General features: G+C 47.9%; 21 protein-coding genes and 1 tRNA gene. 6 read left to right on the top strand and 16 right to left on the bottom strand.

Annotated elements, in window-relative coordinates:
• Positions 1-47: 47 nt before the first annotated feature.
• Positions 48-119, bottom strand: a tRNA-Lys gene (locus tag V2H45_RS00405).
• Positions 120-345: 226 nt separating this feature from the next.
• On the opposite strand from V2H45_RS00405, the gene V2H45_RS00400 reads away from it, so the two are divergent.
• Complete coding sequence (locus tag V2H45_RS00400; RefSeq protein ID WP_330481620.1) at positions 346-987, top strand: SIMPL domain-containing protein; 642 nt, start codon at positions 346-348, stop codon at positions 985-987.
• 11 nt (positions 988-998) lie between these two features.
• Here V2H45_RS00400 and V2H45_RS00395 read toward each other — a convergent pair whose 3' ends face one another.
• On the bottom strand, positions 999-2000 hold the full coding sequence (locus tag V2H45_RS00395; RefSeq protein WP_330481619.1) for an alpha/beta hydrolase: 1002 nt from the start codon (positions 1998-2000) through the stop codon (positions 999-1001).
• A gap of 345 nt (positions 2001-2345) precedes the next feature.
• Between V2H45_RS00395 and V2H45_RS00390 the strand changes: the two genes are divergently transcribed.
• Positions 2346-2570, top strand: a complete 225-nt coding sequence (locus V2H45_RS00390) for a hypothetical protein (RefSeq protein ID WP_330481618.1) — start codon at positions 2346-2348, stop codon at positions 2568-2570.
• Positions 2571-2631: 61 nt separating this feature from the next.
• Here V2H45_RS00390 and V2H45_RS00385 read toward each other — a convergent pair whose 3' ends face one another.
• From V2H45_RS00385 to V2H45_RS00345, 9 genes are all read right to left on the bottom strand, one after another.
• On the bottom strand, positions 2632-3066 hold the full coding sequence (locus tag V2H45_RS00385; RefSeq protein WP_330481617.1) for a type II toxin-antitoxin system VapC family toxin: 435 nt from the start codon (positions 3064-3066) through the stop codon (positions 2632-2634).
• Positions 3063-3371, bottom strand: a complete 309-nt coding sequence (locus V2H45_RS00380) for a hypothetical protein (RefSeq protein WP_330481616.1) — start codon at positions 3369-3371, stop codon at positions 3063-3065. The genes V2H45_RS00385 and V2H45_RS00380 overlap by 4 nt, the downstream gene beginning before the upstream one ends.
• A gap of 278 nt (positions 3372-3649) precedes the next feature.
• The gene (locus V2H45_RS00375) at positions 3650-4417 is read right to left on the bottom strand and encodes a pentapeptide repeat-containing protein (protein ID WP_330481615.1); all 768 of its coding nucleotides are present in this window, start codon (positions 4415-4417) and stop codon (positions 3650-3652) included.
• 29 nt (positions 4418-4446) lie between these two features.
• The gene (locus tag V2H45_RS00370) at positions 4447-4680 is read right to left on the bottom strand and encodes a type II toxin-antitoxin system PemK/MazF family toxin (protein ID WP_330481614.1); all 234 of its coding nucleotides are present in this window, start codon (positions 4678-4680) and stop codon (positions 4447-4449) included.
• Positions 4670-4846, bottom strand: coding sequence for a hypothetical protein (locus tag V2H45_RS00365; RefSeq protein WP_330481613.1), 177 nt, complete (start codon positions 4844-4846; stop codon positions 4670-4672). The genes V2H45_RS00370 and V2H45_RS00365 overlap by 11 nt, the downstream gene beginning before the upstream one ends.
• 185 nt (positions 4847-5031) lie before the next feature.
• Complete coding sequence (locus V2H45_RS00360) at positions 5032-7194, bottom strand: urea transporter (RefSeq protein ID WP_330481612.1); 2163 nt, start codon at positions 7192-7194, stop codon at positions 5032-5034.
• A 168-nt stretch (positions 7195-7362) separates the two neighbouring features.
• A complete protein-coding gene (locus V2H45_RS00355) occupies positions 7363-8766 on the bottom strand; it encodes an alanine racemase (RefSeq protein ID WP_330481611.1) in 1404 nt (467 codons plus the stop codon).
• Complete coding sequence (locus V2H45_RS00350; protein ID WP_330481610.1) at positions 8767-9807, bottom strand: ATP-grasp domain-containing protein; 1041 nt, start codon at positions 9805-9807, stop codon at positions 8767-8769.
• Entirely contained in the window at positions 9804-10067 is a 264-nt protein-coding gene (locus tag V2H45_RS00345; protein ID WP_330481609.1) for a PqqD family protein, read from the bottom strand. The genes V2H45_RS00350 and V2H45_RS00345 overlap by 4 nt, the downstream gene beginning before the upstream one ends.
• 399 nt (positions 10068-10466) lie before the next feature.
• On the opposite strand from V2H45_RS00345, the gene V2H45_RS00340 reads away from it, so the two are divergent.
• Entirely contained in the window at positions 10467-11150 is a 684-nt protein-coding gene (locus tag V2H45_RS00340; protein ID WP_330481608.1) for a response regulator transcription factor, read from the top strand.
• Entirely contained in the window at positions 11147-13123 is a 1977-nt protein-coding gene (locus V2H45_RS00335; RefSeq protein WP_330481607.1) for a sensor histidine kinase, read from the top strand. The genes V2H45_RS00340 and V2H45_RS00335 overlap by 4 nt, the downstream gene beginning before the upstream one ends.
• Here V2H45_RS00335 and V2H45_RS00330 read toward each other — a convergent pair.
• The 3 genes from V2H45_RS00330 to V2H45_RS00320 form a co-directional block, all read right to left on the bottom strand.
• Positions 13120-14151: an META domain-containing protein gene (locus V2H45_RS00330; RefSeq protein WP_330481606.1), complete on the bottom strand. Its 1032-nt coding sequence runs from the start codon at positions 14149-14151 to the stop codon at positions 13120-13122. The two genes, V2H45_RS00335 and V2H45_RS00330, sit on opposite strands and share 4 nt — an antisense overlap.
• 333 nt (positions 14152-14484) lie before the next feature.
• A complete protein-coding gene (locus tag V2H45_RS00325; protein ID WP_330481605.1) occupies positions 14485-16341 on the bottom strand; it encodes a mechanosensitive ion channel family protein in 1857 nt (618 codons plus the stop codon).
• 176 nt (positions 16342-16517) lie between these two features.
• The gene (locus tag V2H45_RS00320) at positions 16518-17903 is read right to left on the bottom strand and encodes a metal-dependent hydrolase family protein (RefSeq protein ID WP_330481604.1); all 1386 of its coding nucleotides are present in this window, start codon (positions 17901-17903) and stop codon (positions 16518-16520) included.
• Between the two features lie 442 nt (positions 17904-18345).
• Between V2H45_RS00320 and V2H45_RS00315 the strand changes: the two genes are divergently transcribed.
• Together V2H45_RS00315 and V2H45_RS00310 are read left to right on the top strand one after the other, a co-directional pair.
• On the top strand, positions 18346-21069 hold the full coding sequence (locus V2H45_RS00315) for an MGH1-like glycoside hydrolase domain-containing protein (RefSeq protein ID WP_330481603.1): 2724 nt from the start codon (positions 18346-18348) through the stop codon (positions 21067-21069).
• Positions 21070-21147: 78 nt separating this feature from the next.
• A complete protein-coding gene (locus tag V2H45_RS00310; protein ID WP_330481602.1) occupies positions 21148-22614 on the top strand; it encodes an alpha-amylase family glycosyl hydrolase in 1467 nt (488 codons plus the stop codon).
• A gap of 133 nt (positions 22615-22747) precedes the next feature.
• On the opposite strand, the gene V2H45_RS00305 is transcribed toward V2H45_RS00310, so the two are convergent.
• Positions 22748-23977 carry a glycosyltransferase family protein gene (locus tag V2H45_RS00305; protein WP_330481601.1) on the bottom strand — a complete coding sequence of 410 codons (1230 nt, stop codon included), beginning with the start codon at positions 23975-23977 and terminating at the stop codon, positions 22748-22750.
• Positions 23937-24224, bottom strand: a complete 288-nt coding sequence (locus tag V2H45_RS00300; protein WP_330481600.1) for a hypothetical protein — start codon at positions 24222-24224, stop codon at positions 23937-23939. The genes V2H45_RS00305 and V2H45_RS00300 overlap by 41 nt, the downstream gene beginning before the upstream one ends.

The raw sequence follows: 24224 nt of genomic DNA, 5'->3' as shown, positions 1-24224 counted from the left end.
GATGATGGTATGGGCAAGGCGATCGAATTTTTTGAATGGGGTCTAGATGGGTGACCTGGGACTCGAACCCAGAACCAACGGATTAAGAGTCCGATGCGCTACCATTGCGCTAGTCACCCTTGGAGTCAGCACTTTATCTTATCAGATGTAGGATCGTTTTCGATCGCCTCAATAAAATTTTTTGATCGCTATTTTGATCCCTGTTTTTTCCTAGGGTCGCAACGCTTGGCAGTGGACTGCAAAGAATCGATTTCCTTTGGGATGCCTGCCGCTACAAAATATCGATCCCAGTAATACGGTTCGGACTGATTTATAATCCCTTAAACATCTCGTATTGCAAAATTTATGGAACATGGTGTACTGAGAATCAGCGAAACTGTAACTGCTGAGCTTGAAGCCGTTCGCGCTTTTGTAATTGTGAATGTCACGAGCGAAAAAGTCTTTTTTGGGAATGCCGCGATCGCCGCCTCGGAAGATCTGAAAACTGCGATCGAGAGAATTAAGAAAGTCTGCGAATCGATAGAAATTGATACAGAATCGGTATCGTTCCAAAGCAATTCAGGCATATTTGGCAAAAACTCCACGGCAGAATATACCGTGAAATTGAAGGTTGATGCCTTAGAAAAGTTGGGGGAAATCCTTGGGATTTGTGCAGAGGGTAAGAAGATCGCCATCCGATCGCTGGCATGGGACTATGACGAAGAACAGCGCAAATTAGACTTGATCGTACAAGCCATGCAAAAAGCCAAAAATAAAGCGGACAGGATGATGGAAGCGATCGGATATTCCGTCGTTGGGATCAGATCCTGTAGCGATAGTTATAGTTTGCCAGCGATCGGTGAGATTTTTTTCGGCACTCAAAGCGCTCCCGAACATGCCATGACGAGGGCAAAAAAAGCCGTCGATTTTGGCACGCAAATCAAAAGCAAAAAGCAAATTTCCGCAACCTGCACAGTAGAATTTCTAGTTAACGTGAATTCGGGATAATCATTTTAAAACTACTCCAGCCATTCACGCCTCAGAATCGCACTCCGTGCATTGGATGGGGACATTGGAACCCGCCCTATGTCAATGCAGCGCCACATGTGATCGAACAATATGCCAGGGTTCCCATTGCGATCGCTTGCAAAATAACCATGTCCAGTGGGTGGATCGTAGACTGTGTTGAAATCGTCACAATCTAGAGCGTACACGTTCTTGCTAACCTTATCCATATGCTCTGGGCCCGTGTGCCCCAACCGTCGCGAAGCAATGCGATTGCCTAGATTTGCCACCTTACTCGCCCGCATGGCTAGATCGTCAGAAGCATAGTAAACCACGACATTACGTGCTGCGGTGGGAATGAACTGTCCCTCTTGACCTGGTTCTAATGCCTCATTGACGATATCAGGGGCCGCCATGAAAATGTTGCGAAACATTAGCGGCATTCCTTGGGGCAAAAAGTACTGGACAATACTGCTAAAGGTTGCCCGCAAAACGCGGTTTCCCATCGAGTGCGCCAAAATATTGATGCGTTTGATACAGGGATTATCGATCGTACTGTTGATGTCCCGCCAGTCCAGAAACTTTTGAAACATCCGCGCAAAAGCCATACCACTTTGATCGGCAGCCATCTGATCGTCAAAGTAGTCTTTGAGCTGCGAATCATCGCTATCGCAGGGCCAAATAACGGGTACAACAACCATATAGCCGGGAGCTTTCTGATCGAATAACCGTTGTAGCTCCTCTGCTCTAGGAAATATTGCTGGTTCGGGTAAATTGGCAAAACCGTGGACGTAAATTAAAATTTCCTGTGCGTTAGAGTTCTTAAGTTCTGATAAAAACGCTGTTCCACCAATTTCCGTATAATCGTCTTTATTATTGCGGCGACAAAAGTAGACGGACTGTTCCGCCTGATTATTGCGTAAATTAAAATTCACCGATCGCGGCAGTACCAAGTTGCCATCGACGGTAGAAGAGGTTGGACCTTCTTGAAGCACGCGATTCGTGATGAATAGCATAGGAGTAACTAAAGTAGGATTGGATAGCTTACGGATAAAAAAACGTTTGATTGCAGCCCAAAGGTTATGCAACACGTACATAGATTAAATTTGAGTGAAAACTGTTCCAAGTTTATCGTATTAGCAAGAAACTTTACTGAAAATCTTTCTGGTATTACCAGCGATCTCATAGAGATGAGGCGATCGCATGAAGTACGCAGCGTTTATACCCCTACCGTTGATTGATTTGAGCGAAAAGCAGCGATCGCGATGAGATTGTTCGGGATTTCAGATTTGTGTGAAGGTAGGGGGCGAGATCTTCAACAACCCAGATATGCTTAAGGAAAGATAAAATTGGTTGTTGGTATGAAGGTATATCCAAGACTAGCGCTAGATATTTCTTTTCAGAATTTACTGGTTGCGTTACTTTCCTGCTTACTTCCCATCGATAGAGCTAGAATTACTCGCCAAATCCAAGCTTTTTGGGGTATAGATAGAGAAGTGCTGGTGACACTATTTATTTGCTCTGGTGCTTTGTCAGTCGATCCCGTCGAGGGGGGCGATTGGTTTTCTGAAGCGATCGCAGGTTGAGTTTTAGGCTTGCTGAATTTTGGAATCGTGCTGAGATCTTATGAATGGCAATCGCTTCTGATTAGATGAGGCGATCTCTGGAAAACAGAATTGTAAAACCCTCTTGAACAAAATGGCGATCGTGAGTCAATATTCGCTCGATGTCCATTTGCCGCATTGTTACCATTGAGATGCAGTCTGTGAGGCTATATCCCTTATCTAGTCGCTGTTCGTATAATTCCAATCCACCCAAAAAGGTCTCATGAGACTGAGGTAACACGATTACCTTGTCCGAATCTACATTAAGCAGTTTCCGAACTGTAGTTACTGCTCGATCGCGTAGTTTTACGCCACCTTCAGACAAGAAATTGAGAACTTCTGTAAGTACTTCATCGGTCGTAATAATCTTTGTTTTACCTAGCTTTTCTGTAATTGCGATCGCTTGGTTGTGGAAATTATCGCGAGGGCTGAGTAATGCAACCCAATAGAAAGTATCGGCAAAAATCAACTCGGTCATACTTGCGGATTGTAGAGATAGCGATCGTGATGCTCGGCACCATCAGTGGGCAAACATTCCAAATCTTTGTCTGATAGACCAGTCGCAAAAGACGTTGCGATTCCCAATAGAAATGAACTTGTATCTTCTTCTGTTTCTCTCGCTAAATCCTCTTCTACCAGTTTAGGACTTGGGACTAGGCGATGATTTGGATCCAGCCGCCACTCTAAATAGCTGACAAAATCTAAAACCTCTTGTAAAACAGGTTCAGATAAAGCTTCTAAATGCTCTAGCTTGCCTAAAATAAGCTCTTTTACAGCGTTCATGTTCCAAGCCTGATATCAATACACATATTTTACTTGTCCCTGCATAAATTTAACCAAATTGGCTCAATTTTCTTGTTTGATTTAGTTGTAAAAACCAGCAGCGATCGCGATCGAAGCATTGCCGTCTGAAGCGATCGTAGGTTGAGTTTTAGTCTTGCTGAATTTTGGAATCGCGCTGAGACGTTGGGACTAATCGCTTATTAGGGAATTGTCTAGCCAACCCTCTTCTTGAGCTTTTTGTCATTTGCGAAAAAGTCTGATTGTGGCAACCAATTATCTTACGAGTCTTTAAAAATCGCGCCTCTCGCAATCAAATCTTGCTTTAGAGATTCAGAAACACCAAGATTAGATTCAAAAACTGTGTTTTGAACTATCGCCCCACTGAGATTAGTTCCAGTAAGATCGACTCCAAAAAGATCGATTCCACTGAGGATGGCTCCACTAAGATTAGCACCACTAAGATTGGCTATTCTGGGATCATAAAGGTCAACCGCACTGAGTTTAGCACCACTAAGATCTGAGCCGCTAAGATCTGCTTCACTAAGATTGGCTCCACGGAGGTCGATCCCATTAAGGTTAACTTTACTAAGGTTCACTTCTCTAAGATCGGCTTCAGTAAGATTGATTCCACTAAGTTCTACTCCTCGAAGGTCGGCTCCTTTAAGGTTGGCAAATTCAAAAATAGCACCTCTTGCAATTAAATCTTGTTTTAGAACTTCAGAGATACCTAAACTTTTAGAACTAAAAAATGCAAATTGAACTATGGCTCTACTGAAGTTGACACCAAAAAAGATTGCATTGTAAAAGTTTACTCTACTTAGGTTAGCTTCAGTCAGGTCTGCTCCACTTAGGTCTGCTTCACTTAGGTTAGCTTTACTAAGAATGGCTCCACTTAAGTTAGCTCTACTAAGAATGGCTCCACTTAAGTTAGCTTCACTAAGAATAGCTCCACTCAGATCTTTAGCAATGAAACGCTCGCCGTTCTCATGCCCTGTTTCTAACCAGACCTTGTGTAGCTCTAGCCTTTTTGCGATGTCCGTTAGCACATAACCTCCCTATCTCCACACAACTACAATTATCTTAGAAAATTTTCAATACCCTGAACAGTAGCGACAGATGATTGATTGAGAAATTTAAGATTAGGAAGTACAACTTCATAGTCGCTATTTCTGTATTGAGTTGTCAGAGGTACGTAAATCGCTAAAACTCGCGGAGGATTTGCGTCATAACGAGAGACAATTACAACTGGACGAGTCTTTGCTGCGATTCCCAAATCCGCTAACCAGACTTCTCCTTGCTTAATATTCATCCAGTAAATCCAAGACCTCTTGCTCTACAGAAGGCGATCGCAAGATATCTAAAGCATCGCGATCGGCTAAATCAATGATTTCCAGAATGAACTTCCTCGCCAATTCAGCAACATCTGGCTGCCATTTCGATAATCTTGCATTTAATGTTTCCGCTAAAGTATCCATTTTTACCCTTACTTTATGCATGAATATAAACAAGGCTAACATATTATAATCTAGAGGTTGTCAAAATCAATCGCAATCTGTATAGCCACTTCTTCTAAATTCACAAAACTGGACTCAGTTCTAAATCCGAATTTATCAAGCAAAAAAAAGCATTTCCGAGGTACTGAGTAATAAATCATGCAAACCTAGGAAATTCTTTGCAGGCTCAGTTGTTTGTCAATGTCGATCGCTACAAGTTGTCCGCTGCGATCGAACGTCACAGAGGTAGAGATTTTTTGTTTGACAAAGGGAATGGAAATCGTGCCGACGAGGGTATTCTCCGATCGCCATTCACCTCTATAGCTGGCGGAGCCTAGCGGTGCGTAGAGCGAACTGCCAAACTGGTAAAACATTTGTCGCCATTGAGTCGTGACTAAACCGATGGGCACGTAATCGCACCAGAATTGCCCTTGTTTGCGCGACAGGGGTAGCCAAGGCATGGCGATTAATAGAGCAGCGAGGGCGGGATCGTTGCCCACGAGGCGATGAAATACGAAACCACTGTCATCGCGGCGGAAATATAACTTTGCTTTGCCCGAATCTAAATAGAACGTACCATCGATCGCCATCCGAACTGTCACTGTCAGAGGCGATAGCGATCGCCCTTTCCGCAGGACTTGAAACTTAATTTGCGAATCCAGTGGCAAGGATAATGCTTGGAGCAAAGCCCGATCTAAAGACACAGCCTCAACCTCCGCAGATTCTACAGGTGTGGATTCCGCACAAAACTCGTCATTGACGCGCAGGTTGGCAAAGCTAAAGGGAACTGTAGCAGCACCAATCTCTGGCGTGAGTTGGACTTGAATGTGAATGTGAGGTTGTGGCGAATAGCCAGAATTCCCACAGCGTCCGAGTAAAGCGCCGCGTTCGATCCGATCGCCTTGATTTACGACAATACTATCTTGGGCAAAATGGGAAATCTCCACATAAAAGCCGCGATCGTCAACCAGAATCACAAAATTTCCCCAATTTCGATCTTGGTCTACGGTTCCGATCGCACAGTCAGGCAGATCGCGCACCACGCGCGAGACCCAGCCTGAGACTGGCGACAGTACGGGCTTTTGGAAGGCATAGTAATCGCTGAGTTGGAGTCCCCCTTCCCGAAAGGTTTGTCCTTCCTCATCCCGAATCACAAAATCGTAGGCATAGCGCCAGAGTCCTTGATGCGTCCAGCGTCCATCACAACCCTGCCAAACCATCCATCGTCCCGCAAAGGGCAAGGCGATCGCGCGACCGCTACCTTGATGGCGCTGTCTTTCCGTGAGTTCGTAATCTAAAGTCTTTTCGGGGGAAGCCTGCGGATATTTGGCAAGTAAGCCTCTGCCTACGCTTCCCAACAGATACAACAGCGATAGGGTGACGACATTATAGGGAAAGGCATGGACGGGCAAACCGACCGCTGCCCAAAACACGCTCACCGCTTCGCCTAGGATTGCTGTCATCACCACTGCGATCGCGGCGAGAGCATAGCTGCGTACTGAGGGCAGCAGATAGTATCCTCCGATCGCGAGGGCAACCAAAATATAGTTCAGCGTGGCTGGATCGTAGTATACATAGGCAAAAGTGCCCGTGAGAATGCCGCGTGTATAGGTTCCTAAGGCATAGCCAGCGATCGCGAGAAAGAATTGAATGCGGGAGTTGATTAGCAGCAACAACATCACCACCATGCCCACCCAGATATTGGGCAAGAAGAAAATCAATCCCAAGGTTCGCAAAAAGCCTTCAAATTCCAATGGCAAACCAATCGTGTAGGTGTGAACGGGCAGGATCGCCGCTTGCAAACCCGCATAGCGAAAGGCAGCCAGATGCACGATCCAACTCACGGCAACAAAGGGAAGGCTGAGCACGGGCAGCAATAACACCGTTCGCAAAATATGCGACAGCGACCATGTTAAAACAAAAGCGAAGGCTCCCGCTGCTGCTGACAGGAAGAGGGAGGCAGGACTGAGTTGGAAGAGATAGCCCACGCTCAATCCCGCCAAGAGGGGATTAAAGAGTAACGGCGCGAAATTTAAATAGTCCTGTTTCAGTTTTGCCACGGTGGCAAAGATAACCGCTGCCATCAATCCCGTCAGTCCCATGATTAAAACCGAGGGCTGTAGGAACATTGCGATCAGCAGGCAGGCTCCCATACCCGCACCGCGCAAAAACATAATTTCAGCAATGGCAGCACAGACCGCTTGCAAGAAGTGCTGGGGGGCTTGCCCCCATTTCATTAAACGCTTCCAGTTTTGCCGTAAATATGGCTTGGATAGAATTGCCCAGTTAGAATTTCCGAGAGAAGGCGATCGCTGGCGAATATTCAACATCGATAACTATTCCAATTTTATGTTTGTTTGTGACAGCTTGGGAAAGGATGGCATAAGTTGGATGAACCTCTCCCTCCCGACCTCCCTCTCCTGACAGGAAAGGGAGGAGTAAGAAAATGCAAAGCTTTTAAGCCCCTCTCCTGCGAGGAGAGGGGTTGGGGAGAGGTCTTATTTCCATCCCACACTTGAGAGTTGAGGCAAGGCGTTAAAAGCATTGGAGGCAAGTCTGGCAGGCAGGTGTTCGCGTCGTTCCAAATCGCTGAGGTCTTCCGCTGCCCGAATCAATTCCACTTCGCCCGTTTCTGTAACTAGCACGACATTGGGGCGATATTCGATAAACTGGAGCCATTGCGTATTATTGTAGGCTCCCACCGTAGAAATCACCATGCGATCGCCACGGGAAAGCGGCGGTAGCGAAATGCTTTCGGCGATTACGTCGATATTCATACACATGGGGCCATAGACCACCGAGGGTTCGGCAGTTCCAGGCACATGGCGATCGAGGGCAATGTCAAAGCGATACCAAAAACTCGTGAATAGCAGATTCACCCCCGCATCCATGACATAGGCACGGGTGCTATCGGGAAGACGTTTTGTGCCGCAAACGCTGGTAATTAACGAACCTGCCTCATCGACCACAGCGCGACCTGATTCGATAATCAGTTTGGGTGTATGACCCGATCTGAGATGTTTCCAAAGGGAATCGCAAATGGCATCGGCATATTCCTCAATCGATGGTAAGAGTACATCGGCGGCATGGTAGGTTCCCTTTAAACGGCTGCGCGATGGGAATCCGCCCCCAATATCAATGTATTCCATCTGCCAGCCATAGAGGGCTTCGATGTTATAGCCAAACTTCACCATTTTTTCGACTTGGCGGCTATAGGCGCTAGGTTCCATGATGTAGGTACCAATGTGGCTGTGCAGCCCGTTAATCTTTAATTTACCGCCCCGCGCAATTCGATGAATCGCTTCCATCGCCTGTCCTGATTCCAAATTGAAGCCAAAGCGCGACCAGCAAGGTTGAATCCCCGCATCGAGATTGAGGCGAATGCCCACAGAAATGGTTTGACCGAGTAGCGTGGCGATCGCTTCCAAATCCTCAATTTCATCCAAGTGATCGATATTGATCGTAACGCCATCCCGCACGGCTGCTTCCAGTAGATCGAAGGGTTTGTGGGGCCCATTCAGAATGATCTGCTTGCCGGGAATGCCCAAAGCTTTTGCCTTGTCATATTCCATTTTGGAAACCAATTCGGCGATCGCGCCCTCTTGATGCAAAATCGCGCAAATGGCTTTCAAATAATTCGTCTTATACGACCAGCCAAAGGTGACATCGGGATAGCGGGTGGTAAAGGCATGACGCATCGTGCGAAACTTGCGGCGCAGCGATCGCTCGGAATAGACAAATAGGGGCGATCCGAACTGGGCGACGAGATCGTCAACGGGAACGCCAGCGATCGAGCTTTTGATTTGGTTATATGCCGAGGTAACACCTGCAAATTTATTCATTAGCCCGCTCTTAAGTTGTTGAATGGAAGGCTTTTCATAGGTGGAAGTAGCAGTTTTCATTTATCTTTCTCCTGAAGTGACTAGGGTTTGAAAAGGGGCGGCATCTGTGACCATTTCATAGGTGTAGCGCACTAGCAGTTTGCCAGCTTTGTAAGGCTGTAAGGGCGGCAAGGGCAATCCTAGGGCTGCTCGTACCATGCGGGATGGTAAATTAATGCCCACGGCAGTGGCAAAGTACGTCCAAGCGGGGAATCGCGGATTGATTTCAATTAAATAAACCGTGCCATCGGTGGTGGCGATACATTCCAGTTCAAAGGCGCCTTTCCAGTGGGTATGTGCTAAAAAAGCTTTGGCGGCTTGGAATAGCCCCTCGTGATGGATGGTCACGCCACTCCAAATCTTCCCTAGCTCTGTGACGGTCATTTTTTTGATTGCGACCATGCCCAGATCGCCACCATTGCCATCGCCCACGCCAACGAGGTTGAGTTCGATGCCCTTAACTACCTGCTGCACGATGATGGGATAGCCCCATTCTGCTGCTAACTGATGAAATCGTTGAATGGCCTCTGCTTGCGTCCAAACATGATATGCCTTGCAATAGGTTCCCTTCACCATTAAGGGCAATCCTAACTCAGCGATCGCGGTCTGTAATTCCACCACGGAGGTGACCGTAGCGGTACGTGGGGTCTGCATACCAAAACTGGTGGCGGTTTCTGCCAAACGGGCTTTATTGCGTAAAGCGAACTGAGCTTTGGTTGGCAGATAGGTGCGAATTCCCCGCGATGCTAATTCTTGGGCGCAATGGATATAGAGGGGCAGTTCCACATCAAAATTGGGAATAACGCAATCGAGTCCAACCCGTTCTTGGATTTTCTCCAATCGTTCGATCAAAACCTCTGGTTCCGAGGAGGGGTAAGGCATGATGTAACGGCGATCGAACAGCCAATCCATGTATAGCCCTGGTTCCATGGCATCGTAGGCGAGACCGACAATCTGCATATCCAGTGCTTCGTCTTCGCGCAGGCTGCGGGCAATGCCAGTGCCGGGTCCCGGATTGTCAACGGCATTGATCCCTGAAATGGCGATCGTAGGATGGCTCATCGTTTTACTCCTGCTAGGTTCGATTGGATAAATCCGAGCATTTCCAGTTGTTGCATAAAGTCTGAGACATCGCGTTCTGTAGAACTTTGAGCGATGCCAAATTGTTCGGAGAGAAGTAGGGCAATTTGGGTGCGATTTTTGCCCTGTTGGAGTTGTTGCAGGACTAAGTGACCGCAAGAATTGAGCGTATAGGTCTCGCCTGTCGAGGTATCGAACCCAAATCCATCGTCGGCAACTGTAAGTGTTTGTAAGGCTGTCATCTCTATTTCCTTATATATGTTTAACGTCAATTTTGGATTTCCCCCTTTATTCCCCCAAAAGATTGGATCTCTAGTTCCCTTCCCTTTGCAAGACTGCGATCGCATAAATTCTTGCTTCGCTTAGGGGTTAGATCCCCCCCAGCCCCCTTATTAAAGGGGGGAGAAGAATCGAAGTCCCCCTTACTAAGGGGGATGCCCAATAGGGCAGGGGAATCGAACCTCTCGGATAAATGGGATGTGTGTAGGAGGTAGCGTGCAAGGGTGGCGTAATTCCTGTGCTTAGGTGAAAGAAACGTTCTACATCCCCTATTAAGCTGCCTCAAGATGACAACTCAAGCCACAATTTGATTACAGTTTTGTAATTTTGGCGGCGGCGACTGCCAGTAAAATAGGTTGCATATGCACATCCTTTACGTTGAAGACGAATTAAAAATTGCCAACTTTGTCTGTGCCGGTCTGAAGGAACAGGGGTTTGTTGTGGACTATTGCGACAATGGCAACGATGGCTATCAGTACGCCCTCGATCGCGAATACGATGCGATCGTCCTAGACATCATGCTACCGGGTAAAGACGGGCTGGCGATTCTCAAAAGCCTGCGCCGCGAGGGGCGTAACGTCCCCGTGATTTTATTAACGGCTCGTAACGAGCTAGACGATCGCTTAGAGGGGCTAAATTTGGGTGCAGATGATTATCTTGCCAAACCCTTTTTTGTCGAAGAGCTGGTAGCGCGGATTCACGCATTGGTGCGGCGAATTTCGGGCGATCGTCAAAATATTCTAAGCGTTGACCCAATTAAGCTCGATCGCATCACCCGCGAAGTCACCTGCAACCAACAATCGGTCGAACTTACCTCTCGCGAATTTAATCTCTTGGAATACCTGATGCGATCGCCTGGGCGCGTATTTACCCGCACGCAGATTCTCGAACATATCTGGGGCTATGACTTTAACCCGAGTACCAATTTGGTGGATGTCTGCATTCAGCGCATTCGCAAAAAGCTCGATCGCGTCGGCGGGTCGGGTTGCCTAGAAAGTATGCGCGGAGTCGGTTATCGTTTTCGCAAACCTGAGATGAAATCGTGAAACTACCTTCTTTTCGGCTACATTCTTTCCGTTTGAGGGTTGCCTTGCTCTCGGCTCTACTGGCAGGGGGGGCGATCGCGGGGTTTAGTTTTCTCTCGTTTTTGCTGTTTTACCAAGCCAAACTCTCCAGCCTTGACAACGAAATCAAAGACCAGTTACTGCGAGAGGCTTCAGCCCCCAGACCGACTTCCCATTGGGAATCCTATGCGCGATCGCGTTCCTCTTTTTTTGGTGAAGATACCCAGCCTGCGATCGCCCTGATTGCGATCGACCCAGAGGGGAAAACGCTCTATAAATCTGATAGCTGGAGTTCCGAGTTCGATCGCAAGGCTCTATTCCCACAACAGACTTCCTTAAAAAATGACCTGCAATTCCCGAGCGCTTCCCTGATGTTTGCTGGTAACAGCACCATGTCCTTTCAATCGGTTGCTTGGAATTCCGATCTCGAACCCATCGCTCAATTACCGCCCCCTCCTCCCGATCGAGAGACACAATCTCGACAAACCCGCCCGACACAACCCCTACCCCCACCCGACCGACTGCCTCCACCACAATTTAGACCGCCATCCCCCCAACCGTCAGGACAAATTCTACCGCAGCCATCGCCACCCGTAAGCCAACCGTCATCCTCACAACCATCCCCACAGCCATCAGGGCAAACTCCATCGGTGAGAGTGACATCCCCTACCACAATCCCTGCGCCTACAGCCACGATCGCACCTCCATCCCCACAACCGTCAGAGCAACGCATAGATTCCAAAGGGATACCATTGGATGGACTTCCTGCACCCACAGCCACGTTCTCGCCATCCCCACAAATCAACTCGGGAGGGCAAACTCCAAATAGCAAGGAACCATTATCCCCAAGTAAATCTGGAGGACAACTTCCAGAGCTAAAGCCATCTGACGGACTGCCGCCGACGGTCGAACAAGCAGGCAAACTCTCTAGTTTTGTCACCCAAACAACCAGCACGGGAACTTGGCGAATTGGGGCTGTGTCTTCTCCTTTTGTGCGGATGGCGATCGCGGTGAATTTGCAAACCATCGATCGCGAAATGGGGGCAATTCGTAATGTCTTTTTCCTGACGATTCCCTTGACGCTACTTTTAGTCATGCTAGGGGCATGGTGGATGTCTGGAGGGGCTTTAAAACCGATCGAAAAGATTACGGGAACCATTCGACGCATCACAGCAAAAGGACTGAGTCAACGCCTTCCGATTGCGGGTACGGATGAAGAATTGGTGGAACTACTGCAAGTCTTCAATCAGATGCTGGAACGTTTAGAGCGTAGCTTTACCCAAGCATCTCGCTTTAGTGCGGATGCCGCCCACGAACTCAAGACTCCCTTAGCGATTTTACAGGGAGAATTGGAACGTACGCTCCAAGAAGCCGATGCGGGTTCGGAATTTCAACAACGCCTAAGCAATCTGCTCGACGAAGTGCGTCGGCTCAACTCGATTACCCGCAAACTTTTGCTGCTCTCCCTTGCCGATGCGGGGCGTATGTCTGTGCATAAGGTCGAGATCGATCTATCGCAGGTTCTATCCGAAATGGCAGAAGATCTTGAAATGCTAGCGCCCGATCTAGAGATTCACGTCCAAATTGAAGCTGGGTTGCAGGTGCAGGGCGATCGCGAATTGTTGACCCAAGTTTTACAGAATCTCATGGGGAATGCCATAAAATACAATCTCCCCGAGGGCTGGCTGCGGATTAAATCTGGGCGGGATGGTAATTTCGTGTTTATTACGATCGCCAATCGTTCCAAGGATATTCCTGAAAGCGATCGCGCCAAAATCTTCGATCGCTTCCATCGCGGCGATGCTGCCCGTACCCGCCATGTGGAGGGATTTGGATTGGGACTGAGTTTATCCCAAGAAATTGCCCGCGCCCATGGTGGCGACCTCAAACTAGATCGCACACCTGCGGGGCATACGGCTTTTACCCTGACGATTCCCGCTGCCAAGCATTATTAACGCGAGAAATTAAGGCTTGAAATTTGTGGGGTCTGACGCGCTTCCTGTCGCGAGAATACAAGAATCAGGCGATCGCCACTGTACAGACGTAGCTTATCCGTTTCCACTTCAAACCGAGTGGTTGTTTCTAGTAATTTGAGAAAAGTTGGCTCGACGTTATTCTCATTCAGACAAGCCATTTTCGTGCTGATAATCTGAGAGAATTTCAATTTTGAGCCTTCAACCTTGACACTTCCCGCAATGCGATTGCAGCCACCTGAACCCGAAAATCGCCGCAATTCTCGATCTAGCTCGATATAGGCATCGCTGGCTTTGACTGGGCGATCGTTCATTTCGACAAGCTTCCATTTCTTACCCCAAAGCGTGGCATTGGCGTTAACATCTGCTTGCTGTTGGCTGTTTGGACAGGTTGGGCGATATTCTCCGACATTTACAGGCTTTAAATCAGGAACGTCATCGGGCTTGAGCGTAAAGGTAACAAAGCTTTTGCCAGAAGGGCAACAGAGGGCATCGGAGGCACGGTATCGATTAAACTCAGTTAATACATTGGTGGGACTCGTTAGGTGAATGTTGGCGATCGCGCCATCGGTGCGCGAGTCCATAGCTACAGGGGAGAGCGCACCCGCATATCTGCCTTCCCAATATACAAAAGATTGGTACTGCATCGGACGGCACATGCCATCAAAACCAGAGGTTGCCGTGATAATTTGGGTTTCACCATAGCTCTGCACCGAGCCGTAAAGCTTCCAGCCTTGACGCACCAACGTTTCCTCTGCGGGGCTACTCGGCGATCGCACTTGGCTGAGGCAGCGTTTGTCAATCTCTCCACTATCTGTCGCAGGGCGAGGCAATTGGGGTAAATTCCCATTGACTCGATTCCAATTTTGCAAGGGGCGATCGAGCCAAGATGCTTTTGTGGATTGGGCTAATGTGGACTGGACTAGTGTCGATTGGGCGAATGCCGAGACAGATGGAAGGCTGAGACAAAGGTAGATAGAGAAAAGCAGAGAGGATTTTCTGTAAATCATGACTTTACTTGAATTCGGAATGAGGATTTTAGGGTGAAACAATGGGATTACAAGGGAGCTGGGCGAGCACGCACCATCCAATGCCTTACGAAAATTGGGTAGAGGCGATGCCCCTGTGCTCGCCCTAATTCTCTGGATAGATAGAATTTATCTAGGTGGATTTGGGATTATGGAGAGATGGGAGGAATTATGACAAGATCGAGAACCTTAGGAATTCTTATCCCGATGGGAAAGAGCTAAGGTCTAACCAACTCCTTTCTTAGTTTAACGCGAATAGAGGTAAAGATTTTGCTAATGTCACAAATCTATCGAAAGGATAGGATTTTGAGTAGGCTATGTAGGATCTTTGGGGAGTGGTGTCGGGTGTGGGTTGTTCTGAGGGAGGTCGTCGATCGCATCGTGAGAAGGCTCTATCAATATCTGTTGTGGAATTCCAATTTGAATGCCGTGAAGATCGAAGGCAATTTTGAGGCGACGGCGCAACTCCCGCGCTACATCAAATTGCTTTAGGGGTAGTGTTTTAATCCATATTTTGATTTCAATCCCTGTATGGGAAATTTTCTCTACGCCAAAAACTTCGCCAACATCGAGAATTTGGGGTTCCCATGCTGGATCGTTGGCTAATTGCTTCGCTTCTTGCAATACAATTGCCAGTGCTTTATCGACATCTGTATCGTAGGCAACCTCCACCGAGAAATCACTGCGCGACCAGGTGCTGGTCAAATTGTCAACTTGGGCGATCAGGCTATTGGGTAGCGTGATCAATCGCCCATCACCCGATCGAATCTGGGTAATGCGCAGGTTAACATTTTCCACAATCCCACTCGCTGAACCAATAACGATATAGTCTCCAACAGCGTACTGATCTTCCATCAAAATCATTAAGCCATTCACTAAATCTTTGATCAAGTTCTGTACCCCAAAGGAGACCGCTAAAGCCAGCAAGGTTCCGAATGCCAGTAAGGAGATGGGCGCAATGTTGAGAAATTGTAAAACCCAAACAACCGCAAAGCAGTAAATCAAGACCGTTTTCATTCCCTTTAAGGCATTCACGGTTGTAGACAGACGCTGCGATCGCCTTTGGGAGTTCTCAATCGTTAGGGTGTTTTTTTCCCAGATTTGCAGCAGCCCGTCGATCGTCAGATTTGTTAGGCGGTTGGCGAAGCCCGTAACAAACCAGACAATCAAAATCAAAATGGGAGTGGACACGACGCCCAGTGCAAAAGGACGGGTCTGGGGAAACTGATATAAAGCTGCGGCAATGCCACAAACCCAAACAAATACAATTGCCCAAAACACCAGCCATCGCAGGAGTCCCACAATTTGCAAGCGCCGCTGAATGTTGATTTGACTGCTAAACTGTTGCCGTAAGTTCTCTAGCAACTGAAGTTTATACTCGTGAACCGCTTTGCTCGCGAGTGTCTCATCGCTGACCTGCGCGATCGCGTGACTTTCTAGATGTTTCGTCAATATTTTTTCTCGCCATCCCAATCCCTTCCAAATTACCCAGAGCAAAATACTGGAAGCGATCGTCGCGATCGAGATTTTGACTGCATCGTTAATTTGCTGTTTAAAGGCTTCTGGCTTACGCAGTTCCAAAGCCTGTTGTAATGCTTTCTCTAGTGATTTTTGCCAACGCGCTGCTAAGAGTTCCTTTGTTGTGACATAGTACTGAGCGTCAATATCTGTGACCGTCAATAGCACCCTCGGTTCCGCTAGACTCGCATCTTTGGCAAACAACAACGGTTGCTGATTGAGTGTTTCGCTAAACACCTGAATGGTGTCTGGATCGAGAGGGGTGGGACGTTCCCCCAGTGGGTCGAGGGATATAGATCGTTTCCCAAGTGAATCAAGGGCTGAAGATTGATTGGAGTTTAGAATTTGCTCTAGATTGGCTTCGATTTGATGCGCTCTCACCTCGACGGGAATCTGATTGCCCAATTCATTGCGATTAAAGACTGCGGGGGAGGCAATTTTCAACACTTCCTTCCCATCCAATTTTACATCAGTCACCTCTAGCAACCCTTGGCGCGTCACGCCCATCGGGAGTTGTGGTGTATTTGTTTGGGGCAATGATGGTATCTGACCGAACGCGATCGGACTCCAAACGCATAAGCTGAGCGCGATCGAGAAACTCAATATTGCCCAGCCCAGAAAATGCCTTATTCGCATAGAAAAAACTTTTCCCATAAAACTCTCACCTCCAATGGAGGTTATACCCATAGAACTTATGCAAAAAGACGAGATGCAGGGGCAATTCATGAATTGCCCCTACAGTAAAACAAGGTTTTTAAGGCATTTCTGCGTAAGTCCTAACCAATTGTAATTAAATTGGCAATAGATCTAGATTTGATTTCGGTTACAAGCTATGAGAGCGCATTCTTGTAAATCTTTCCATCTTTTACGATCGCGACGAAGTTTTTGGCTGGATCTTCGATCAGTTTGATGTTTGTCAGCGGATCTCCGTTCACCAGCAGTAGGTCGGCAAGCGCACCTTCCTCGACGACGCCCAATTTACCTGGATAGGGATTGCGGGGGCCAGATAAGGCAAGTAATTCGGCATTTGTGCTGGTTGCCATCTTCAGAATTTCAGCGGGCGTGTACCAGCGAACTAGTTTCGCAAGCTGTGCGCCTTGACGAGTGGCTAACTTGGCATCAAATAGGGTGTCTGTACCCCAAGCGGTTTTGAGATTGTATTTCTTCGCCAATTTATAGGCATTGTCAGTACCATTAGTCACTTGCAATTGTTTGATGCGATTGGGCGATCCTTCGGCAGACGGAATCGCATCCTCGTCGTCGAGAAACGGTTGCATACTCAGCCAGATTCCTTTTTCAGCCATGATCTTTGCGGTCGCGTCGTCCATCAATTGACCGTGTTCGATACACTTGACGCCAGCACGGATTGCTGTCTGGATGGCGATCGGCGTGTAAGCATGAACCGTCACGTAGGTGTTCCAGTTTGCTGCGGCTTCGACAGCGGCGTGAAATTCTGGTTCCGTATACTGGCTGACATCTAGGGGATCGTAGTCCGATGATACACCGCCACCTGCCGCCAGTTTAATCTGAGTCGCCCCCTGCATCAATTGCTCGCGAGTTCGACGCAGAACCTCATCCACACCGTCTGCGATTGTACCTACGCCATACACTTCACCGCGACTGAGCGGTGTAGTAGCCGATCTGGGTAGTTCCTTGAGCGATCGGAAGTCACCATGTCCGCTCGTCTGCGAGATCATCGCACCCGAAGGGTAGATGCGCGGGCCCACAATCGCACCCTTATCAACCAACTTCTTTAACTCGAACACGGGACCAGCCATATCACGGGCACTGGTAAAGCCGCGCAGTAGCATATCTTTTGCTGCGGTTTGTGCAGTCTTAAATATGATTTCAGGTGTGGTGCTGGGAGAGAGTAGGTCTTCTTTGCTGGTGGCCGCCATAAACAGGTGCGTATGGTTATCGATCAGTCCAGGCATCAGCACGCGACCATCGCCATTAATCCTTTTCGTGTCTGATAGTGGGGAAATCGAATTTTGGGAAATTGTTTTGATTTTGTTGCCAACCACCAAAACACTAGATGGCTCGGAAAGTCGGTCGGAGATGCCGTTAAAAATACGAACGTTCTCAAACAGAATGCTGTTAGGTTGAAGCGTTTGCGCGTTCATCGGTGCTGGACTCTGGGTAAAGCCTATGAGTGCGATTAGTGCGACGATCGCTAGTACTAAAGCCCCAAATAGAGCTGGGAATCGAAATCGCATGGGTTGATCTCCTCATTTGTAAATATCATTGAAGTTAATATCTCAATCTGGAAAGCGCGATCGCGTGAGATTTATGAATCGTTACGGGGTTCAAAATATTATCCCCAGTCGGAATTCAAGCACATCAGGAGACCAGCGGCGGTAAGTATCCCAAAAGGAATTGCTGAGGTGGAAATCGAAATTTTTGTTTAGAGGCTGACTACTTTTAATTTGCATCTAACTTGTATCTACTAATCTGAATAATAGAGATAATTTGATTTCGGACAAACTACAGGCAAGTATCTCAGTAATTTTATTATCTTGTCTCATTTCGATCAAAAAAGCTAGATAATATTCATATTCATGGGGGTAATGCCATAAAGCTGTTACTTTCATAGGATGCCTTAAGTTTCCACTTGCCAGCTAAATCTTTAATTATCTTGAACCAACCCAAGAACAATTTATGACAGCCGAACAAAGCAGACTGCAAGAGACACAACGCAACATTCCTTGGAAAAAGTGGGGACCCTATTTGAGCGAACGTCAATGGGGCACTGTGCGCGAAGACTACAGCGATAACGGCGATGCTTGGAATTATTTTTCCCACGACCAAGCGCGATCGCGTGCCTATCGCTGGGGAGAAGATGGATTGGGAGGCATTTCTGACGACCATCAGGTTCTCTGTTTTGCCTTAGCGCTATGGAATGGCAAGGATCCCATTCTCAAGGAAAGATTGTTTGGGCTCAACAACAGCGAGGGTAACCACGGCGAAGACGTGAAGGAGTACTACTTCTATCTCGATAGCACGCCCACGCACTCCTACATGAAATATCTGTACAAGTATCCGCAGGCGGCTTATCCCTACGAGGATTTGGTAAAAACCAACCGACAGCGCAGTCGAGACGAATTGGAATACGAACTGCTCGATACGGGCATTTTTAACGAAGACCGCTATTTCGATATCTTTCTCGAATACGCCAAAGCCGATTCCGAAGACATTCTGATTAAAATTAGCGTCGCCAATCGCGGACCCGAAGCCGCTACGCTGCACCTATTGCCAACCCTCTGGTTCCGCAATACTTGGTCTTGGGCTGATGGCAGTTCTAAGCCCATCCTGCAAAAGGTAGGGAACGTAGGGGATAGCATCATCCACGCCCATCATACCGATGCCACATTTCAGGAATGGATTCAGGACTACTATCTCTACGCTGAAGGCAACGTTCCGCTGCTATTTACAGAGAATGAAACTAACAATGCCCATCTCTTTGCCACACCCAATGCCAGTCCCTACGTCAAAGATGGGATTAACAATTACCTCATTCATGGAGAGAGAGATGCTGTCAATCCCGCTCAGATGGGAACAAAAGCTTCTCCTCACTATCCATTGAGCGTAGGGGCAGGAGAAACGCAAGTGGTTCGCCTGCGACTGTCTCGCACCGCACCCGCCCAAAAGAGCGCTCCCTTTGCCGACTTTGAAGCCGTTTTTAAAACACGCTTACAGGAAGCCGATGACTTCTATGCCGCGATTACGCCAGTCAAAGTCCAAGCCGATCGCGATCGCACCAATGTCATGCGTCAGGCGCTGGCGGGAATGCTGTGGACAAAGCAATATTTCTACTACGATGTCGATAAGTGGCTAGACGAACATAACGTTGACTCTACGCAACGCAAGAAAATTCGTAACGGCGATTGGGCGCATATGTACAACGATGACATTATCTCCATGCCAGACAAGTGGGAATACCCTTGGTTTGCCGCTTGGGATTTGGCATTCCATATGCTGCCCCTGTCGATTGTGGACTCGGAATTTGCAAAAGTCCAATTAGATTTGATGCTGCGGAATGACTACCTGCACCCCAACGGTCAAATCCCCGCCTATGAATGGAACTTTGGCGATGTCAACCCGCCTGTCCATGCCTATGCCACCATGCAAACCTATTTAGCCGACAAGGCACGGAATGATGGCAAAGGGGATCTGGACTTTCTCAGATATGCCTTTGCTAAACTGCTGGTCAACTTTACTTGGTGGGTCAATCGCAAGGATCGTGAAGGGAATAACGTCTTTGAGGGAGGCTTCTTAGGACTGGATAACATTGGCGTGTTCGATCGCAGTTCGCCCCTGCCCACAGGCGGACACCTAGAACAGGCAGACGGTACGGCTTGGATGGTGTTTTTTAGCCAGCAAATGCTGCGGATTGCCGTCGAACTGGCGGTTCACATCCCTCTCTACGAAGAATTTGCCAGCAAGTTCTTCGAGCATACGATTTTGATCGCTGGGTCGATGGATCGCATGGGAGATCTCAAAGATGAGATGTGGGATGAAGCGGATGGGTTCTTTTACGATGTCTTGCGATTGCCCGACGGTCAGGCGATGCGTTTAAAGGTGCGATCGCTCGTGGGACTTCTACCGCTCGCCGCTGTCTCCGTTTTTGAAGCAAGCGACATTGCGAAATTACCAAACTTCCTCAAACGCGCACAGACATTCCTACGCCGTCGCCCCGAACTCACAGCGAATATGCACATGCCCGACCAGCCCAGTGCCGCAGGTCGGTATATGCTATCGATCTTTAACGAGCAAAAATTGCGCCGCGTTCTTGCGCGGATGTTGGACGAAAGCGAATTCTTTAGTCCCCACGGCATCCGATCGCTTTCCCGCTACCATTGCGAACATCCATTTGTGTTCTATCACAACGGTCAAGAATTTCGCGTAGACTACCTGCCGGGCGATTCAAACACAGGTATGTTTGGCGGTAACTCCAATTGGCGCGGCCCCATATGGATGCCCGTGAATTTATTGCTCTTTTCGGCACTCCTACGCCTCTATTCTTTTTACGGTGACTCGTTTAAGATCGAATGCCCGACTGGCTCAGGTCAGTACATGACCCTGTACGAAGTCGCTCAGGAACTAGGCGAACGACTGACGAGCATTTTCCTGCGCGATAAAAATGGTCATCGTCCCACCTATGGCGCATCGGAAAAGTTCCAAAACGACCCCCACTGGAAGGATTTAATCCTGTTCTATGAATACTTCCACGGTGACAATGGCGCAGGGATTGGAGCCAGTCACCAGACAGGCTGGACGGGCTGTGTCGCTCGCATCATTCAGGCAATGAGTGATGTCACCCAAGAGATCGCCTCTGGCGCAAATGCAGAAATGGAAGCGATCAAGAAAACAGTAGGGAAATAATTATCGTAGGGGCAATCCCCCCGTGGTTGCCCCCTTCTATCCCTACCAGTCGGTCTCTTTTTCCAATGCCATGCACTTATGAATAGACCTCTTTATCCATCACTGTATCAAATCAACACCCGCGTTTGGCTCAAGCGACTGTCTCGCCAAATCGGTCGTCCCGCCACCCTAGACGACATTCCCGATGCCGAACTCGACGAACTGGCGAATTTGGGATTTGATTGGATTTACTTCCTCAGTGTATGGCAAATTGGAGAAGTAGGCCGCAAAATCTCTCGCGCTAACCCCCAATGGTTAGCAGAATATCGCGAACTTTTACCAGACTTGCAAGAAGAGGACATCTGTGGGTCTGGGTTTGCGATTACCAGCTACAGGCTCAATCCTAGTTTGGGAGAACCAGAGGCATTAGCTCGACTGCGCGATCGCCTGCATCAAAGGGGACTCAAATTGATGTTAGATTTCGTTCCCAACCACACCGCCCCCGATCATCCTTGGGTGCAGGAGCATCCAGAATATTACGTCCTCGGTACGAAAGCCCTGCTAGCGGAGCAGCCGCAAAACTACGTCAAGGTAGACTTACCCAAATGTTCGACAATTTTGGCTTACGGTCGCGATCCCTACTTTGACGGTTGGCCCGATACGCTGCAGCTCAATTACGGCGATCTAGGTTTACAGACAGCACTAATTGAGGAATTGTTAAAAATCTCGCAATGGTGTGATGGTTTGCGCTGCGATATGGCAATGCTGGTGTTACCAGAAATCTTTCAACGAACTTGGGGAATTGCGATCGCACCCTTTTGGCAGAAAGCCACCCAGCAGGTGAAGGCACAGCATCCCAACTTTATCTTTATGGCAGAAGTGTACTGGGATTTGGAGTGGACGCTGCAACAGCAAGGATTTGACTACACCTATGACAAACGCCTGTACGATCGCTTGCGAGAGCAACACGCGCATCCCGTCAGGGAACATTTCTGGGCTGCCCCCGATTATCAGCAAAAATCCGCCCGTTTTTTAGAAAATCACGATGAACCCCGCGTTGCTGCCACTTTCCCTCTAGGTATCCATCAGGCGGCGGCGATATTAACCTACTTCTGCCCCGGCTTGCGCTTCTTCCATCAGGGACAGTTGCAAGGATGGCAACAGAAAATTTCCGTCCACCTCTGTCGAGCCCCAGAACAAGCGATCGATCTAAGTTTGCAAGCCTTTTACAGTCGGCTCCTTGAGGTTCTTCATCTGAGCGTATTTCGCCAAGGAGATTGGCAATTGCTGGAATGCAAGCCAGCTTGGGAGGGTAATTGGACGTGGGACTGCTTTATTGCCTTTGCTTGGCAAGACAAAGATAGGAAACGCGCGATCGCAGTAGTTAACTACGCGCCCCACCAGAGCCAATGTTACGTGGTACTCCCTTGGTCGAACCTTGGCGATCGGATCTATCAACGCAAAGATTTAATTGGCTCTGAAACCAGCGATCGCGGAAGTATAGATTCCTCCGACCTCTATCTCGATCTACCCGCATGGGGATACCATGTATTTGAGTTGTACTAGTGAAGATAATTTTCCATTGTCTTTTCCTATCCATATTGTCTTTTCCTAGCGCGATCGCTACCACCCCTTTTGCCCCCAAATTCCACTTCTCGTCTAGACAAGCCATGCCACATGCCTTATAAACCGTAATCTTTTACCCACGATTTAAAGCTAAATTAGCCCTTTCAAGAATCGCTTGAGTTTGATATTCCCAAGAAAATTTCTCTTTTGCCGCCTGTAACGAAGCATTTTTGGCAACAGCTAAACGTTCAGGGTTGCTCAATAACTTGTTGAGCGCGTTAGCAAGATCCTCTGGAATGGGAGAAATCAAGTATCCAATTCTAGGATATTGAGACATGATTTCTTTTTGTCCATCTGTATCTGTCGCAACGATAGCTAGCCCAGCCTGTAGGTATTGAAACAGTTTGTTCGTTATCGTAAATTGTCTGCTTAAACAGAAGGGTATTTCTAACGCCAAGCCGATATCATGCTCGGCAATCCTTGAGAGGAGTTCAGCATTGGGAACTGTGGCATGAATAAATATGCGATCGCACCAGGCTTTTGGGATAAGTGCTTCCAACCATTTCCTTGCACTGTCTGAATAGTTGCCCCGTAAATGGATTTCTACTGGCAGATCGAGGAAATTCAAAGCTTGAAAGAGAATTTCTAAACCACGTCCTGGCCCAATTGTTTGGGAAAACCAATGTAGAGAAGGAATTGCTAAGTTTTTTCGATCTTTGATGAGGCGATCGAGATGATTTCGCTCTGCCCAAGGGAAACTATTGTAGATTGCCGTTGGTTTAGGAGCTTGATACGCAGATGCCATCGCCTCAGCCATAGCATAGGATGTGGTGAGGCAATAGGGACAGGTTTGGATCAGACGTTTCTCTAACTCTTTTAGCTTTGCGATCGGACGGTTAATGCGGGCTTCAGGCAGTAAATCTTCTGAAAACCAATCTTCATAATCAACTCCTACTAGAAAACCCTCGTCTAAAAGCTGACTTCCGATCCACAATCCCGCTTCTGAATGAACGATGGTTAGATCGGCTTTGGCTTGTCTCGCAACCTTAAGCATAGCTAAGACCCCATACCCTAACAAGTTGGGAGAGAAGATACCCAAATAGCGGTAGGTTACCTTCGCAAATCGGCTTTGGATGCGGGTCTTGAGGTTCGTAAAACGATAGGTAGGTTGGAAATCGATGATGGGACTAAAGTGGAAGGACTTATTAATTAGGATGTTTCGGTCGCGCTCAATGAGTTTGGGATCAAACCAAAAGCCTCGCACAGTGACATTGTACCCAGCGTTAGCTAGGGTCTCAGCTTCCTTTTGGGGACGGGGAGCGTTACAAAGATGTCCAGAAATGAGAATCAGGATATTTACCATTACAGTCATTTAAATCATATATGGGCGATGGATAACTTTTGGTAGAACCAACAAAGAACATCAAAACAGAACCCTGTCCAACATTTAGCCAGTATGCATTTGGATGGTAGTTTGAATCTAAAATATGGGTGATTCCAAAGATATGGCTAAATCCAACGGCAAGAGCGAGCAGCCCTCGTAGACCTTCAAGGTTTTGATTGACTTGGACTCGACTAGAAACTTCTAATTGGGGCTGAAACTGTTTCAT

Source organism: Tumidithrix elongata BACA0141, assembly GCF_036349135.1.
GTDB classification, from domain to species: Bacteria; Cyanobacteriota; Cyanobacteriia; order Pseudanabaenales; family Pseudanabaenaceae; genus Tumidithrix; species Tumidithrix elongata.
The sequence above is the reverse complement of the archived record's forward strand: the minus strand, read 5'-3'. Positions and strand labels throughout refer to the sequence as shown.

What these genes read in the sequence shown, in the direction of transcription:
- V2H45_RS00400 (WP_330481620.1), top strand. Translation starts at nt 346, where the DNA reads ATGGAACATGGTGTACTGAGAATCAGCGAAACTGTAACTGCTGAGCTT.
- V2H45_RS00395 (WP_330481619.1), bottom strand. Translation starts at nt 2,000, where the DNA reads ATGCTATTCATCACGAATCGCGTGCTTCAAGAAGGTCCAACCTCTTCT.
- V2H45_RS00390 (WP_330481618.1), top strand. Translation starts at nt 2,346, where the DNA reads ATGAAGGTATATCCAAGACTAGCGCTAGATATTTCTTTTCAGAATTTA.
- V2H45_RS00385 (WP_330481617.1), bottom strand. Translation starts at nt 3,066, where the DNA reads ATGACCGAGTTGATTTTTGCCGATACTTTCTATTGGGTTGCATTACTC.
- V2H45_RS00380 (WP_330481616.1), bottom strand. Translation starts at nt 3,371, where the DNA reads ATGAACGCTGTAAAAGAGCTTATTTTAGGCAAGCTAGAGCATTTAGAA.
- V2H45_RS00370 (WP_330481614.1), bottom strand. Translation starts at nt 4,680, where the DNA reads ATGAATATTAAGCAAGGAGAAGTCTGGTTAGCGGATTTGGGAATCGCA.
- V2H45_RS00365 (WP_330481613.1), bottom strand. Translation starts at nt 4,846, where the DNA reads ATGGATACTTTAGCGGAAACATTAAATGCAAGATTATCGAAATGGCAG.
- V2H45_RS00360 (WP_330481612.1), bottom strand. Translation starts at nt 7,194, where the DNA reads ATGTTGAATATTCGCCAGCGATCGCCTTCTCTCGGAAATTCTAACTGG.
- V2H45_RS00355 (WP_330481611.1), bottom strand. Translation starts at nt 8,766, where the DNA reads ATGAAAACTGCTACTTCCACCTATGAAAAGCCTTCCATTCAACAACTT.
- V2H45_RS00350 (WP_330481610.1), bottom strand. Translation starts at nt 9,807, where the DNA reads ATGAGCCATCCTACGATCGCCATTTCAGGGATCAATGCCGTTGACAAT.
- V2H45_RS00345 (WP_330481609.1), bottom strand. Translation starts at nt 10,067, where the DNA reads ATGACAGCCTTACAAACACTTACAGTTGCCGACGATGGATTTGGGTTC.
- V2H45_RS00340 (WP_330481608.1), top strand. Translation starts at nt 10,467, where the DNA reads ATGCACATCCTTTACGTTGAAGACGAATTAAAAATTGCCAACTTTGTC.
- V2H45_RS00330 (WP_330481606.1), bottom strand. Translation starts at nt 14,151, where the DNA reads ATGATTTACAGAAAATCCTCTCTGCTTTTCTCTATCTACCTTTGTCTC.
- V2H45_RS00325 (WP_330481605.1), bottom strand. Translation starts at nt 16,341, where the DNA reads ATGGGAAAAGTTTTTTCTATGCGAATAAGGCATTTTCTGGGCTGGGCA.
- V2H45_RS00320 (WP_330481604.1), bottom strand. Translation starts at nt 17,903, where the DNA reads ATGCGATTTCGATTCCCAGCTCTATTTGGGGCTTTAGTACTAGCGATC.
- V2H45_RS00315 (WP_330481603.1), top strand. Translation starts at nt 18,346, where the DNA reads ATGACAGCCGAACAAAGCAGACTGCAAGAGACACAACGCAACATTCCT.
- V2H45_RS00310 (WP_330481602.1), top strand. Translation starts at nt 21,148, where the DNA reads ATGAATAGACCTCTTTATCCATCACTGTATCAAATCAACACCCGCGTT.
- V2H45_RS00305 (WP_330481601.1), bottom strand. Translation starts at nt 23,977, where the DNA reads ATGGTAAATATCCTGATTCTCATTTCTGGACATCTTTGTAACGCTCCC.
- V2H45_RS00300 (WP_330481600.1), bottom strand. Translation starts at nt 24,224, where the DNA reads ATGAAACAGTTTCAGCCCCAATTAGAAGTTTCTAGTCGAGTCCAAGTC.